The organism is Blautia sp. OM07-19, assembly GCF_003481595.1.
GTDB classification, from domain to species: Bacteria; Bacillota; Clostridia; order Lachnospirales; family Lachnospiraceae; genus Blautia_A; species Blautia_A intestinihominis.
This window is the reverse complement of the sequence record NZ_QULA01000001.1, coordinates 1-14,439: the sequence shown is the minus strand read 5'-3', so window position 1 is coordinate 14,439 and position 14,439 is coordinate 1. Positions and strand designations below refer to the sequence as shown.

General features: G+C 46.7%; 11 protein-coding genes, 1 pseudogene and 1 riboswitch. Of the genes and pseudogenes, 2 read left to right on the top strand and 10 right to left on the bottom strand.

Translation table 11 applies throughout. The features are described from left to right. Nucleotides 1-108 precede the first annotated feature (108 nt). Nucleotides 109-1,617, bottom strand: coding sequence for a galactarate dehydratase (gene garD, locus DXC01_RS00055; RefSeq protein ID WP_118252047.1), 1,509 nt, complete (start codon nucleotides 1,615-1,617; stop codon nucleotides 109-111). Nucleotides 1,618-1,769: 152 nt separating this feature from the next. Here garD and DXC01_RS00050 point away from each other — a divergent pair, with 152 nt between their 5' ends. Beyond that, the gene (locus DXC01_RS00050; RefSeq protein ID WP_022215734.1) at nucleotides 1,770-2,699 is read left to right on the top strand and encodes a LysR family transcriptional regulator; all 930 of its coding nucleotides are present in this window, start codon (nucleotides 1,770-1,772) and stop codon (nucleotides 2,697-2,699) included. A 316-nt stretch (nucleotides 2,700-3,015) separates the two neighbouring features. On the opposite strand, the gene DXC01_RS00045 is transcribed toward DXC01_RS00050, so the two are convergent. The 7 genes from DXC01_RS00045 to DXC01_RS00015 all read right to left on the bottom strand — a co-directional run bounded on the left by DXC01_RS00045 (nucleotide 3,016) and on the right by DXC01_RS00015 (nucleotide 11,963). Next, complete coding sequence (locus DXC01_RS00045) at nucleotides 3,016-4,125, bottom strand: FAD-dependent oxidoreductase (RefSeq protein ID WP_118697947.1); 1,110 nt, start codon at nucleotides 4,123-4,125, stop codon at nucleotides 3,016-3,018. Nucleotides 4,126-4,137: 12 nt separating this feature from the next. Then, nucleotides 4,138-6,054: a sigma 54-interacting transcriptional regulator gene (locus DXC01_RS00040; protein WP_118697946.1), complete on the bottom strand. Its 1,917-nt coding sequence runs from the start codon at nucleotides 6,052-6,054 to the stop codon at nucleotides 4,138-4,140. Nucleotides 6,055-6,158: 104 nt separating this feature from the next. Next, nucleotides 6,159-7,046, bottom strand: a complete 888-nt coding sequence (garR, locus tag DXC01_RS00035) for a 2-hydroxy-3-oxopropionate reductase (RefSeq protein ID WP_022215731.1) — start codon at nucleotides 7,044-7,046, stop codon at nucleotides 6,159-6,161. 342 nt (nucleotides 7,047-7,388) lie between these two features. After that, complete coding sequence (locus tag DXC01_RS00030; RefSeq protein ID WP_118697945.1) at nucleotides 7,389-8,630, bottom strand: hypothetical protein; 1,242 nt, start codon at nucleotides 8,628-8,630, stop codon at nucleotides 7,389-7,391. An 18-nt stretch (nucleotides 8,631-8,648) separates the two neighbouring features. Next, the gene (locus tag DXC01_RS00025; RefSeq protein WP_022215729.1) at nucleotides 8,649-9,620 is read right to left on the bottom strand and encodes an ABC transporter ATP-binding protein; all 972 of its coding nucleotides are present in this window, start codon (nucleotides 9,618-9,620) and stop codon (nucleotides 8,649-8,651) included. After that, on the bottom strand, nucleotides 9,613-10,398 hold the full coding sequence (locus DXC01_RS00020; RefSeq protein ID WP_022215728.1) for an ABC transporter ATP-binding protein: 786 nt from the start codon (nucleotides 10,396-10,398) through the stop codon (nucleotides 9,613-9,615). Before DXC01_RS00020 ends, DXC01_RS00025 begins: the two co-directional genes overlap by 8 nt. A 17-nt stretch (nucleotides 10,399-10,415) precedes the next feature. After that, the gene (locus DXC01_RS00015; RefSeq protein ID WP_022215727.1) at nucleotides 10,416-11,963 is read right to left on the bottom strand and encodes an ABC transporter substrate-binding protein; all 1,548 of its coding nucleotides are present in this window, start codon (nucleotides 11,961-11,963) and stop codon (nucleotides 10,416-10,418) included. A 2-nt stretch (nucleotides 11,964-11,965) separates the two neighbouring features. On the opposite strand from DXC01_RS00015, the pseudogene DXC01_RS21400 reads away from it, so the two are divergent. Then, nucleotides 11,966-12,171, top strand: a pseudogene (locus tag DXC01_RS21400) (hypothetical protein). Here DXC01_RS21400 and nikC read toward each other — a convergent pair. Both nikC and nikB read right to left on the bottom strand, forming a co-directional pair. After that, nucleotides 12,168-12,992, bottom strand: a complete 825-nt coding sequence (gene nikC / locus DXC01_RS00010; RefSeq protein ID WP_118697944.1) for a nickel transporter permease — start codon at nucleotides 12,990-12,992, stop codon at nucleotides 12,168-12,170. The pseudogene DXC01_RS21400 and the gene nikC overlap by 4 nt on opposite strands. Before the next feature lies 1 nt (nucleotide 12,993). Next, nucleotides 12,994-13,932: a nickel ABC transporter permease gene (gene nikB, locus DXC01_RS00005; protein WP_022215725.1), complete on the bottom strand. Its 939-nt coding sequence runs from the start codon at nucleotides 13,930-13,932 to the stop codon at nucleotides 12,994-12,996. 202 nt (nucleotides 13,933-14,134) lie between these two features. Next, nucleotides 14,135-14,341: riboswitch (cobalamin riboswitch) on the bottom strand. Between the last annotated feature and the right edge of the window lie 98 nt (nucleotides 14,342-14,439).

Below are 14,439 nucleotides of genomic sequence, written 5' to 3'. Positions count from 1 at the left end.
GTTTTTTGACGATTTAGGGTAAAAAAAAAGCGGGTCGCTTGATATTTACAATTTCAACTGCATACACATGCAGGCATGAGATGCAGTTGAAATTTTGAAACCTGGATATCAGGTGATCGGTGCCGGGTTGAAGATGCAGAGGTCGTTGTGGAGTTTGTATTTCTCTGCGAAGGACTGATCCTTGCCGCTTGCAACTGCGATGATCTTGTTGAACAGCTGGGTTCCGATTTCCTGGATCGTTGCTTCGCCTGTTGCGATCGGACCGGCGTTGACATCGATCAGATCCTGCCACATGGCTTTCATTTCATTTCTTGAACAGACTTTGATGACCGGAGCTGCTGCGAGTCCATATGGAGTTCCGCGGCCTGTCATAAATACCTGCAGAGTGATTCCTGATGCAAGCTGGCATGGACCGCAGACGATATCGCTTGCCGGTGTCGCTGCATAGATAAGACCGTGTTTGGTTGGTTTTTCTGCCGGGGAAAGTACTTCCACGATCGGTGAGCTTCCTGATTTTGCAATGGAGCCCATGGCTTTTTCTACGATGTTGCAGAGTCCGCCTTTTTTGTTTCCCGGGGTCGGGTTAGCGCTTCTGTCTACGTTTCCTTCTGCAAGGTAATGATCGTACCAGCGCATTTCTGCTGCAAGTTTGTCTCTTACTTCTGCGCTGACGCAGCGTTCTGCAAGGTAATGTACTCCGTCACGTACTTCTGTTACTTCGGAGAACATAACGGTTGCGCCGCCTTTTACCAGCATGTCTGCCGCATATCCTGCGGATGGGTTTGCAGTCACGCCGGAGAATGCATCGCTTCCACCGCACTGCATACCGATGCAGAGTTTGGATAATGGAAGTGTTTCTCGTTTTCTTTCATTGAGGATCGCGAGTTTTTTGTCTGCCATTTTCATGAGGGCGTCAACCATGGCATCGAAGCCTTTCTGTTCCTGGAGAATAATGACATTTTCAGGTGTAATATCGGCTTCATCGAGGAGCATCTGTACAGTGAATTTCTCACAGCCAAGTCCGACTACCATGAGCTGTCCGCCGAAGTTTGGATGTTTGGCGAGATTTCTGAGTGCACGGATCGGAACTTTTGCCTCAGGTGCGTTGATGGCAACGCCGCAGCCGTATGCGTGGTTGATCGGGACGATGTCGTCTACGTTTGGATATTTTGGAAGAAGTTCTTCTTTCATTTTCTTTACTGCGACATTCAGTACTCCTGTTACGCACTGTACGGTGGTGCTGATCCCGAGGATGTTTCTGGTTCCTGCGTAGCCGCCGTCTGGATTTGCATATCCTTCGAAGGTAGTTACCGGCGGTTCAGGCAGGTCTGTGACGATGTTTTTGCCGAACTCCATGTCATCTACGGATGGCGGGGTTGGGAGTTCGAGCATGAATTCGTTGATCCAATCGCCGCGTTTGATCGGGTTCATGGCGTATCCGAGGATCACGCCGTAGCGGATGACCGGGCTTCCTTTTGGAATGTCAGCCAGTGCGACTTTGTGTGCCTGCGGGATGTCCTGGTTGATGTGGATGCCTTCCACTTCTGATCCTGCGCTCAGTGGCTGAACAGCGATGGCTACGTTGTCAGACTGGTTTATTTTTACTAGCAGTGACATTTTGGATTCCTCCTTTGCTTTGTTGAGGTTATTATAACGCAGGAGGTTGTATAAGTAAAATTCATTGTAATTATAGTTCTCTTAATTTTTCTAATTTACATATTGGAATGTGGAGGGAATTGGGGTAGAATGGAGGTAAGGAGGTACCCACAATGGATTTACGTCAAATACAATATATTGTAGCAATCGCGGAAGAAAACAACATCACCCGTGCAGCGGAAAAGCTTTATATCACGCAGTCTGCGCTTAACCAGCAGCTTCTTAAACTTGAGAAGGAACTCGGTGTGCAGCTTTTTCATCGTTCGCGGACGGACTGGCATCCTACGGAAGCTGGGGAGATTTATCTGAAGGCTGCACGGGAAATGCTGTTGCTTAAGAAGGATACTTATCACAGGATCCATGATCTCGCGAAGATCCAGCAGGGGGAGCTCAGTGTTGGCTTTACGCCTGGGCGTGGGATCGCCATGTTTTCTAATGTGTATCCGAAATTTCACCGCCTGCATCCTAATATCCAGGTCACTCCACGGGAACTCAGTGTCCAGAAACAGCAGGAACTCCTGATATCCGGTGAGTTGGATCTGGGATTCGTGACACTTGTTCCGGAACAGCAGAAACCTGCTCTGAGTTATATTCCTTTAGCTTCCGAGGATATTTTTGCTGCCGTTCCGATCCGCCATCCGATCGCCACACCACCGGAGGAAGGATGGACAAATGCTGTTCCTGTTCGCGAGGGTGAGATTTCCGAACTGAACCTTTACGCGCTACGCGAGGAACCTTTTGTCCTCACGTACAAAGAATCCACGCTTCGCGACCTGACCGACCACATCTTCGAATCTGCCAGTTTCAAGCCTCATGTACTCTTTGAGACCTCCAGCAATGCAACCATCACCACTATGGTCGGGGCTGAAATGTGCTGTGGCATCATTCCTGCTTTTTATGCCCGTGGACACGAGGACAAGATCCGATTCTTCACTCTCCCTGGCAAGCCCTCCTGGAACATCATGGCATGTCACCACAAAAAACGTTATCTCAGCAAAGCAGCCAGAGATTTCATATCCCTGGCTGAAGAATTCTGGAGTTAAATTTTACAGATTGTACATTTTGTTCTGATTTTGTGTTATAATAATGTTGCTGCCGCTCCTCCAGCAGAAAGGAGGTGTATCTCTTGGATGATTTTTTCACCACACTTCTTGTCACCGTGTTAGCAAATGTAATTAGCTATTACATATGCAAATGGCTGAGCGGTAGACAATAGGTAGCAACAGCCTAAACGGAATAGCTCACCGTAACGAGCAAGAAAACCCCCAGAGCGGCAACTCTGGGGGTTTTCGTTTTGCCTCTTGGAATTTCACCACATTCCTTAGCTATTATTTATTATATGTCTTTCCCTGGTAAAAGTCAACTTTCTTTTTCCATATACGCGATCATCGCCACGGCCGCTTTCTTTGCCTGTTCTACGGCATGGACGACGGTTTTGGAGCCGTGTACGACATCTCCTGCGGCGAAGACGCCTTCTCTGGTGGTCATTTCGTTTTCGTCTACGATGAGGAGACCTTTGTCGGAGCCTTCCAGTCCTACTGTTGTGCGGATCAGGCGGTTTCTTGGTCCCTGGCTGATGGCGATGATCGTGGAATCTGCTTCCACCTGGTCTTCGCCTTCCTCGTATCCGACGACTTTATTATTCTCATCAATGACCGAAGTCTTGAATACCGGGCCGGTTTCCGTGATGCGCTCGATTGCTTTTCCAAAGACAAACTGTGCGCCATCCAGCTCTGCATACGCCATTTCATGCGAGTTCGCCGCTACATGCGTTCCGCGGGCGTACAATGTCACCTGCAGTGCACCGTTTCGAAGAGCTGTCCGCGCAACGTCCATTGCCGCATTTCCCATTCCAATAATGGCGACTTTTTCTCCCAGATCATATGCTGCCGGATTTTCCAGATAGTCAATGCCGAAATGCACATTCGCCAGACATTCCCCCGGAATCCCCAGGTTTCGTGCTTTCCACACTCCTGTTCCAACAAACACGCTTGCATATCCGTCGCGGAAAAGATCATCGATCGTCAGAACTGTTCCGATCGCAGTATGCGGACGGATGCGGATACCCATCGCAAGGATCTGCTTTTCCAGACGATCCAGGATAGATTTCGGCAGACGGAATTCCGGGATTCCGTAACGTGTGATACCGCCGATCTTGTCCTGCTGCTCAAAGATCGTCACCTTATACCCATGCTGTGCCAGAATGATCGCCACCGTCAATCCTGCCGGACCTGCCCCGATCACTGCCACCGGTTTTTTCTTTTCTTCTGGAATCTGAAGTTTCATTCGATCCAGATAAGTGTCCGAAATATAGTTCTCAATACTGGAAAAATGCACCGGATTGCCTTTCTTTCCAAGTACACAGTGACCGGCACACTGCTGCTCATGGTCACACACGATCGAGCAGATCACAGACATCGGATTATTCTGAAACAGCTCCGCCCCCGCATCCATGATATGGATCGCCATAGCGTTTCCTCCTTACGTCAGATCATATTTATTTATCACGCCATATTTTTTCATTCGTCTCCACAACGTCGTTGTGCTGATTCCAAGCTCCTTCGCCACTGCAGAACGGTTTCCCTGGTGTTTTTCCAGAAGTTCCGTCAGACGCGCGGCCTCCGGGTGCTGATAGATCACTGTTGTGCCATCTTCCGAAATTCTTTCTTTTACAGGATACAATGTGTCCAGAAGAAAATATACATAGTCACTGGTGATCGTCTTCTTGGGTGAAGTCAGAAAAAGTCTTTCACAAAACGACTCCAGTTGAATTTCATTCCCCTGCCATCCAAATCCGGCAAGTGCCTCCATCGCATCCTCTGCGATTTTTGGAAATCTTGCATATCTTTTTGTAAATCTTACCCTGCAGTCCTCCACGATCGCACGGATATCCTGCGGGCGCTTCCGAAGCGGAGGAATCTCCACCGTAAGGCTGTTCAGGAGATAATAAAGATCCTGCCGGAATCTGCCCTGCTCTACATACTGGTAAAGATCTGCTCCCGTTATCGCTATGATACGGTTATCCAGCGTCTGGCTTCGCTCCAGGTCATTCTGGATCAGGGAATCATACCGTATCGCACGGTACAGACGATACTGGCACAGAAGTGAAAGTTTTTCTATTTCAGAGATTACGATCGTTCCATGATCGCTGATCGCAAGTGCCCCTTTTTTCATGCTCTCGTCTTCTGCATCCGGGTTTCCAAAAAGCCTGTCCACCTGCATCTGTTCTGTCATACCGCTGCAATTCACTGCAACAAAAGGCCCCGCTTTATAGGAACTGTTGTTGTGGATGCACTGTGCCAGTTTTTCCTTATCTGTTCCGTCTTCTCCACAGATCAGCACAGGATTCTTTGACAGGGCGTACATTTTGGAAAGTTCCACGCAGTATTCCATTTCTTTACCAGTGATCCTGATATCAGAAAAATGAGCATGCGCCACGTAGCCCTTCAGGTAATAGGAATGCAGCTCATCTGCATCATTTTTTCGGACAGAAGCATTTCGATAGAGTGAAATGATCGCGCCACGAATCTTGTTTTCATACTGGATCGGCGCTGCCGTGAGCATCATCGGAACACCAGCCACATAGACCGAGGTCATAAATGAATCTCTTTTTCCGCTCAGAACGTCATCGATATACCGTTGTTCCAGTTCCGGGATCACTTTTTCCAAGGCAGTTCCTTCAAGCTGAGAAGCTTTTTTGTGAAAAAGTTCTTCTCCTGCACGGTTTACGATCATGATCTCTTTGTTTTCATCAATTTCCAGAATCCCGTTGTAGGAATTATCCAGCACTGTCTCAAACTGTGCGGTAAAATTTTTCTCTGCCTCCGCAGTCAGGATCATCTTTTTTGCCACGCCGATAGCGGAACGGATCGACTCCTCTGTGGAATCGATGAACTGCGCCGGAATGCCTTTCTGTGCCGCCAGTGCATTGACGGTATCGCCGCCGAGCAGGACATCTGCGCCTTCCTGTATCGCAAGGTCTACTTTTTCTGCTGCCTGCTCAATGGCTGTGATGTCATAAAATTTCAGCCGGATATCAAAAAGCTCATCTGCATAAGTTGTATCGCTGAACATGTTTTTGAAACCGATCAGTGCGATCTGCGGGCACTTTTTGTCCGGGACTTTTTTCTTGGCGCTGGCGATCATAAGACCGATTTCCTGGCCTGTAAGTGTCAGTTCTGCAACAGGAATATTTGTGTACTGGCGGATAAAAGCTGCCTGCACGCCTCGGGCAAGAACCACCTCCGCGCCCTGCTCTACGGCCTGTCTTGCTTCATAGACAGAGTCGGAAGTCTTGATCACTTTGAGGATGTCGATATCCAGTTCGTCCTCCCGGATTACATTTCTTGCCTGTTCCAGCATATATTCCTTTGGAAGTAAAATCGCTATTTTTGACATAAAAGGTCCTCCATTCCACTCAAAAAAGCCCCGGCAGGCTCATGGCAACCTGTCGAGGCTTTCTTTACGGTTAGCAAAAGTCTTACCTTATTATATACCGGATTTTAGTCTCTTGTAACTGTTACATTACCAATTTTTTCGTAGAATTTTACAATGCTGGAATGATCTTCTTTTTCGTGTCCGTCTGCTTTGAGTGCCTGCATGATCTCCATAAGTTCTCCTGTCAGCGGAAGCGGTGCGCTTACGGCATGTCCTGCATTGAGGGCGTTGTTCAGGTCTTTGATGTGAAGTTCAATACGGAATCCCGGTTTGAAGTTTCTGTCCATCATCATAGGTGCTTTTGCATCGAGGACTGTAGATCCTGCAAGTCCGCCGCGGATTGCCTGGTATACAAGCTCCGGATCTGTTCCGGCTTTCTTTGCCAGGGTGAGGGCTTCAGATACTGCTGCAATGTTGACTGCAACGATGATCTGGTTTGCAAGTTTTGCAACGTTTCCTGATCCGATCGGTCCTACGTATACAACGGAACCAGCCATAGCCATCATCAGGTCATAGTATTTATCAAAAGTCTCTTTCTTTCCGCCAACCATTACAGAAATGGTTCCATCGATTGCTTTCGGTTCTCCACCGGAAACAGGTGCGTCCAACATGTCGATGCCTTTCTTTGCAAGCTCTGCGGAGATTGCTTTGCTCTCGGTAGGATCAATGGAGCTCATGTCGATCAGGACACTTCCTTCTTTGCCGCCCTCGATGATTCCGCCTTCGCCAAGTGCAACTTCTCTTACCTGTGGGGAGTTCGGGAGCATGGTGATGATCACATCTGCTTCTTCTGCAACTTCACGTCCGCATGTTACAGTTTTGGCTCCGAGTGCTTCCATTTCTTTGAGGGTTTCTTTATTATGTGTGGTTACAACCATTTCGTAACCTGCTTTCATGAGGTTTTTGCACATCGGTTTTCCCATGATTCCAAGACCAATAAATCCAACTTTCATTGTTATTTCCTCCTGATTCTTCTACAATATTGATTTCGTTGTTTCTTTACGTATCTTTCAACTGTCCTTATTGTAGCCGACTTCATTTGAAAATTCCATTGACAAAAGACTCAAAAAAATGGGGTGGTTTTTATGGTTTTATAAAAACGTTGCAAAAAATGAAAGGTTTGTTTCATTTTTTTGATATTTGCTTTCTATTTTTTCTTTTATTTTGTCTGGTAGACTAAGAAGACCGCAGAGGAGGCTGGCGGTTTTCTCTGCTCCCAAGCAAATAAATCCCACGAATTTAAGGGATAAAAAAAGGAATGGAGCCAAAAAACTCCATCCCTTTTACCCAATTTTTTAATTGGAAAAAATTCTCTCCTTCACACTCTCCACATCAGACGCTTCCGTCAACTCCTTAAAGCCCTGCGGATCCGCATCCACATCAAACTGCCCGATGACCTGCATAAGGTCATCACAACTATACGCATTCTCATAAATCCCCGTCGCATACCCATACAGTTCAACATATTCTTCCTCAGACTTCGCAGTCCAGAGATTCTGGTACAGGCGTACTGCCTCACCGTTTTCCCGGACTACATCCGGAGTTCCGGTGATCGCGTTGTAGATCATTGCGAAGGCCGGGCCTGCCATGGAAGCGTATTTGCCGCGTACATAGTCGATCGGTGCATTTCCAAAAGAATCTTTTTCTTTGAAGATTTCAAAATTCTGCTCAGAAAAGCTGTCGATCGCGCCGACCATGATGTTGCTGTCCTGATCTTTTTCCTTATCGGAGATCTTGTCCAGATAGGCAGATACATGGAACGCACTCATAAGCGTATCACAGGTGCCTTCCGCAAATGCGGTCTCCAGATTGTCAAGTCCCTCTCCACCCTCGGTATATCCCGGGCAGATCGTAACGTGTAAATTTCCGTCCTTGTCTGTGAGTTCGGTCACTTTATCTGTTGCAGAAAGTTTTTCTGCATCTTCATCAAGTACAAGTCCCGCTTTTTCTTCCAGAGTGTTCAGCATTCCCCAGGTTCTTACCTGATGAAGTCTGTTTCCAGAAGATGCACCGCCTGACATGAGCACGATGTTTCTGGCATCTTTATCCAGAAAAAACTCTGTCATGTCGCAGCCGGCCTGATAAACGGTCTCAAGATCCGGTCCGACGCTTCCCATGTACCATGGATTATCTTTGATGACCTCATAGTTCTCATCGCTTACCGTATTGGAACCCAGTGCATAGTAGATTTCCTCTTCTTCACAGGTTTTGATAACGTTTGTAAGCCCATCTGCATATCCGGCAAAAGAAATGATCCCCTCTGCACCTTCTGCTTTGGCTTCTTCAATAAATGTCTTTTCTTCCTCAGAATCTGCAATTTTTCCTGAAAAAATAAATTTTACAGGAAAACCTTCCTGGATGTAATCACGGTAATAGTCCGCAAACATTTCCATCTCCGCAGAGTCCGGATCATATACAACTACACCGATCGTATGAACATCTCCGTCTGAGTAGTCTTCCACATCGGCCCATACAGTGCTCTGAGTGCCGGCAATAAGTGCCGCACTCATCATCAGAGTGAGTATTCTTCTCTTCATCTACTTGCCTCCTTCTGTTTATTTTGTGATATTTTCTACATAAAAGCAGGCAACTTCATGACCCGGTGCAATTTCTTTTAATTCCGGCATTTCTTTTTTGCACTGTTCCGTACAGTGTTCACAGCGGTTCTGGAACGGGCAGCCTACCGGTACATCGAGCGGACTTGGTGCTTCGCTTTCAATGCTTTCAATCTTTTTGGCTGGATCCATATGAACAGAGAACTGTGCTCCGACAAGTGCTTTGGTATATGGATGTTCTGCATTTCCTGAAACATCTTCGCCCGGAATCGTTTCCACGATATGTCCCAGGTACATGACTGCGATCTGATGCGCGAAAGAACGGATCAGCGCCAGGTCATGGCAGATAAAGATCATGCAGATATTTTTTTCTTTCTGCAGACGTACCAGAAGCTCGATGACAGACTCCTGTACGGAAACATCCAGTGCAGAAGTTGCTTCATCACAGACCAGGATCTCCGGTTCCAGAGAAAGTGCTCTTGCGATACTGATCCTCTGACGCTGTCCACCACTCATGTTGTGCGGATAACGGTCTACAAACTCTTCCGGAAGTTCTACCATGCGGAGAAGTTCTCTTGCTTTTGCATCTCTTTCGTTTCTTTTGATCTTTTTGTAGTTCATCAGAGGCTCTGTCAGAATATCCCTGATCTTCATCTTCGGGTTAAAAGATGCCATCGGATCCTGGAAGACCATCTGAAGGTTCTGGCGGTTTTCCCAGGTTTCTTTCTTTGAAAGCCCTGTGATGTTTTTGCCGTGATAAAGAATCTCACCGCTGGTCGGTTTTTCCAGGAAAGTCACCATGCGGACAAATGTAGATTTACCGCATCCACTCTCTCCTACGATCCCGAGAGTCTTTCCTTTATACATGGTCAGGTTGATATCATTGCAGGCAGTCAGGGTTCTTCCGCGGGAAGCAGGGAACTGTTTTACAATATGCTTTGCCTGCATGACGATCTCATGATTTTCAGACATATCGTTTTCCCTCCATTTCCGGAACTGCATCAAGCAGTTTCTTTGTGTAATCGCTGGTCGGGTTATTCAGGACCTCTTCTCTGGTTCCGTGGTCTACCACCTTGCCGTGGTGCATAACGATCAGCTGATCTGCCATATAAGCTGCTACTCCGATATTATGTGTAACAATGATGATCCCTGTTCCGAAATCATCGCGGAGCTCCATCATCTGACGGACGATCTGTGCCTGTGTTGTTACGTCCAGAGCACTTGTCGGCTCATCTGCCAGAAGAAGTTCCGGGTTAAAAGTCATCGCCATAGCAATTCCGACACGCTGGCGCATACCTCCGGATAACTGATACGGATAACTGTTCATGATGTTTTCCGCATCCGGAAGTCTCATTTTGGAAAGCATGGTGACTGCTCTCTGCCAGGCATCTTTTTTTGCCATAGCCTCATGTGTACAAATATATTCTACATATTGGCTGCCAATCTTACGAATCGGGTTCAGGGTTCCGCCACAGTCCTGGAAGATCATTGACATCTTGCTGCCACGGATCTTTCTCCAGTCGCTTTTGGAATTTTTCAGAAGAGATTCCCCGTGAAAGAGGATATCTCCTGAAGTAACCTGTCCCGCTCCGGGGAGAGCCCCCAGAACGGCACGGATCACTGTGGTCTTACCGCTTCCGCTCTCACCTACAACACTGATGATCTCACCCTTTTTCATGGAAAGGTTAAAATGCTCGATCGTAGGATCATGATGTCCATACTGTACAGCCAGATCTTTAATTTCCAGCATTCTTACAGTCTCCTTTATTATTCAGCCATCTGCATGTCAGCAGTTACCCAGTAGTAATCCATTGGATACATTACAAGTCCTTCTACGCTTGCTTTGGAGATAAGGAATGTGTTTTCATATCCGAAGAATACAGTAGCTGCATCGTCCATGATCGCCTGCTGGATCTTTACAATCAGTTCTTTTCTTGCATCTGTATCGATTGTTTCTGCCAGCTCATCCAGCCATTTGTCTACATCTTCATTTGCATATCCTGCTGTGTTGTTTGCAGATGTGCTGTACCAGTTCTCACGAAGGTAGTTTTCCGGGTCACCTGTGTTTGCAACGAGTACGTTCCAGATCAGGAGATCGTACTGAGAGGAATCACGGCGGTCAAGAAGTGTCTCGTAAGATACGCAGTCAAGTTTGATGTTGATTCCGATCTCTTTGAGGCTTGCCTGTGCTGCCTGTGCATATACACCGAGTTCTGCACGGCTGTCATAGTATACAAAAGTAAGTTCTACCGGGTTTCCGTCCGGATCTTCTACATATCCGTCACCATCTACATCTTTGTATCCTGCATCTTCAAGAACCTGTTTTGCTCCATCCGGATCGTAAGCGTTCTCATCGTTCAGATCATCATAGCCATAATCCAGTGTCGGCGGTACCGGTGCTTTTCCTGGTGTTGCGCCGCCCTCAAGCAGAACGCTTGTGTAAGTTTCTTTGTCAAGTCCACGAAGAACTGCCTGACGAAGTGCCAGATCTCCGAGTGCTCCGTTCTGGTTCATGAATGCATAAGTAGAACGAAGGGATTCCAGGGACTGGATGTTGTAGTTGTCATTTCCGTCAAATTCAAAAACGTTCTCTGTCTTTAAGTTGTAAGCAACATCGATCTCACCGGACTGAAGAGCCATGGAACGTGTTGTCTGGTCGCCAATGATACGAAGAGTTACGCTGTCATTCGGAACATCTCCATCCCAGTAGTACTCGTTGCGTACAACAACGGTATCACCTGACGGGTCAAAAGACTGGAATGCATACGGTCCTGTACAAACTGGTCCTTCCATTGCGATGTTGGAGTTGTCAATGCTGGTGTCCATGATCAGGAACAGCGGGTCTGCCAGACATCCTGCCATGTTTGCGTTTGCTCTGTTCAGGTTGAATATGATGTTCTGTCCATCAACTTCAATGCTGTCAATATCAAAGAACTCCGGTACACGGTTTGACATTTCGATGGTACGCTCCAGAGATGCTTTTACAAGCTCTGGTGTCATATCGTTACCGTTTGAGAATTTAACGCCCTCACGAATCGTAAATGTCCATGTTTTTCCATCTTCACTGTTGGTCCACTCTGTTGCAAGACATGGTACCATGTTTCCTTCTTCATCAAACCTGGTAAGACCCTGGCCAACGCCGTAACGGGAGATAACCCAGCTGAAGTACTGCTCTGTCGGCTCCAGTGTATCAGCGAAGCTTGTTACACCGATCGTCATTGTTCCTGCTGCAAATACGGATGTTGGAACGAGTGCCATTGTCATGAGACCTGCAAGTGCTGCTGCACAGACTTTTTTTGCGATTCTGTTTTTCATATATTTTTCTCCTTTATTTTTCGGTAGTTTACGATACCTACGAATTGCTCCGTTACCAAGTAACTTTCGCAATTCTACCCTCTCTTCGCATATCGCGGGATTATCATCCCACTTTTATGCTCATATCGGGGCGGGTTCCAAGATTCTTCATCCACTTATGAGCAAGCTCATGTGGATTCAGCTCTTTTCACCCTGGTATCTGTGTTAGTCCTGTCTCGGGTCAAGAATATCACGGATACTGTCGCCGAGCATGTTAAATACGATTACTACGATTACGATGGCGATACCCGGTGCGATCATAAGCCACGGTGCTTTTGCCATATAAGTTCTTCCTTCATTCAGCATCAGTCCCCATTCCGGTGTCGGTGCCACGGCTCCGAATCCCAGGAAAGAAAGAGATGCAAGTTCAAGCATCATGGTTCCCATATCTGCCGCTGCTGTTACAGTCATGATCGTCAGCATGTTCGGGAGAATATGTTTCCATAAGATTTTGAATGTGCTTGTGCCGTTTACGATCGCGGCTTCCACATACAGATTACGTTTTACTTTCAAAACCATACTTCTTGCCAGACGTGCGTATTTTGTCCAGCTTACCGCTGTGATCGCGATAACTCCGTTACGAAGGCTTGGTCCGAGCATACCTGCAATTGCGATAGCCAGGATCATTCCCGGGAAAGAGATCATCATATCTGCGATTCGCATGATCACCTGATCGATCCAGCCGCCAAAATATCCGGCAATGATTCCAAGGAAAGTACCTACAACAAAAATCGTTGCCACAAGGATCAGGGTAGACACCAGTGAAGTTCTGGTACCATAGATCACACGGGAAAGAAGATCACGTCCGAGTTTATCAGCGCCAAGAGGGTATTCCGCACACGGGGCTTTGAGTGAATCGATCATCACTGCTTCCAGAGGATCCTTCGGTGCGATCCACGGGGCAAAAACTGCCACGCCTACAACAGCGAGAGCCAGAATAAAGAATAAGGTAAACTGTTTGTGAGCCAGGAAAAATTTCTGTTTCTTCAATTTACTTAACCTCCTTTATTCTTGGGTCCAGATAAGTATAGGACAGGTCAACGATGATATTGATGACCATGTACATGATCGCGATCATAAGTACGTATGCCTGTACCATCGGGTAGTCACGACAGGCGATCGCCTTGATCGCCATGCTTCCCATTCCAGGCCAGTTGTAAATGATCTCAACAACTGCTGTTCCTCCGAGCAGAGAGCCGAGGGAAAGACCAAGAAGTGTTACAATAGGAAGCATTGCGTTTGGAAGTACATGTCTCCAGAGGATCACGCTTTCTTTGATCCCTCTCATTCTGGCTCCAATGACATAATCCTGTCTGAGTTCTTCCAGCACTGCGTTTCGTACCTGTCTGGTATATTTTGCAGACATGGAAAGCGCCAGTGTCACAGACGGCAGGATCATTGCCTTGAAATCAGTCGTACCTCCTGCTACGTTGATCCAGCGAAGCTGCACTCCAAAGATGCTCAGAAGAATCAGGCCGATCCAGAAGCTCGGGATAGATACCCCGAAAAACGTGATTCCGCGGATCAGATAATCCGGCCACTTGTTCTGATATACCGCGGAGAGGATTCCGCATGGTATGGAGAACAGGATCATCAGAAGAAGCGCGAAGAGCGACATCTGAAGGGTCGGCCAAAAACATTTCATCAGTTTCTCAGTTACAGGAACTTTAAATGCATATGAAGTTCCCATGTCTCCGGTAAGTACTCCTTTTACCCAGGAACCGTACTGCACCAGAAACGGCTGGTCAAGGCCCAGTTCATGTCTCGTCTGTTCGAGAAGTTCCGGTGTCGGCAGGTTACCACACTCTGTCAGCATGATCTCCGCCGGGTCACCTGGTGAAAGGTAAGTAAGTCCAAATGTAAAGAAACTTACACCGATCAGAACGATCAGGATCTGCAGAAGCCTTTTTCCAAATTGTTTTTTTGACATTGTTTCTCCTTCCTACATTGTAGAGGTTTTGTTACTGTTTACTTCGTTCACAGTATCAGCGACTTTAACTGGATCAGATTCAATTTTAAAAATGGCAGGGGAAATACACCTTTGAATAAAAGCGCAGAAAAAAACATCCGTAAACAACATAATACGGACGTTTGCACAAAAAAAACAATGTTTCCTATCTACCGTAAGAATCATATCTGATCATCCATAAGCAGGTCTCCTGACTTAAGATCTTTGCTCCGAAACTCCTTCCCAGACTGGCGACTGCCACTCCAGTGGATTATGTTTCGCAACTCCCTATCACAGTGACGGGATCGTACCGGAATTCGACCGGTTTCCCTTTTAATCCGTGTATTTAAAATAAAAATATTTTACTGGAACTTATAGAGGCTAGTTCAAAACCAACAAATGTTATTTGATTTGCTTTTCAAGCATATATCTATAAATGAGCAAATTTGAAAAAATGCACAAAATTATCCTGCTAATTTCATAAATGCT

Coding starts and splice junctions, on each gene's coding strand:
- garD (WP_118252047.1), bottom strand. CDS start 1,617: ATGTCACTGCTAGTAAAAATAAACCAGTCTGACAACGTAGCCATCGCT.
- DXC01_RS00050 (WP_022215734.1), top strand. CDS start 1,770: ATGGATTTACGTCAAATACAATATATTGTAGCAATCGCGGAAGAAAAC.
- DXC01_RS00045 (WP_118697947.1), bottom strand. CDS start 4,125: ATGGCGATCCATATCATGGATGCGGGGGCGGAGCTGTTTCAGAATAAT.
- DXC01_RS00040 (WP_118697946.1), bottom strand. CDS start 6,054: ATGTCAAAAATAGCGATTTTACTTCCAAAGGAATATATGCTGGAACAG.
- garR (WP_022215731.1), bottom strand. CDS start 7,046: ATGAAAGTTGGATTTATTGGTCTTGGAATCATGGGAAAACCGATGTGC.
- DXC01_RS00030 (WP_118697945.1), bottom strand. CDS start 8,630: ATGAAGAGAAGAATACTCACTCTGATGATGAGTGCGGCACTTATTGCC.
- DXC01_RS00025 (WP_022215729.1), bottom strand. CDS start 9,620: ATGTCTGAAAATCATGAGATCGTCATGCAGGCAAAGCATATTGTAAAA.
- DXC01_RS00020 (WP_022215728.1), bottom strand. CDS start 10,398: ATGCTGGAAATTAAAGATCTGGCTGTACAGTATGGACATCATGATCCT.
- DXC01_RS00015 (WP_022215727.1), bottom strand. CDS start 11,963: ATGAAAAACAGAATCGCAAAAAAAGTCTGTGCAGCAGCACTTGCAGGT.
- nikB (WP_022215725.1), bottom strand. CDS start 13,932: ATGTCAAAAAAACAATTTGGAAAAAGGCTTCTGCAGATCCTGATCGTT.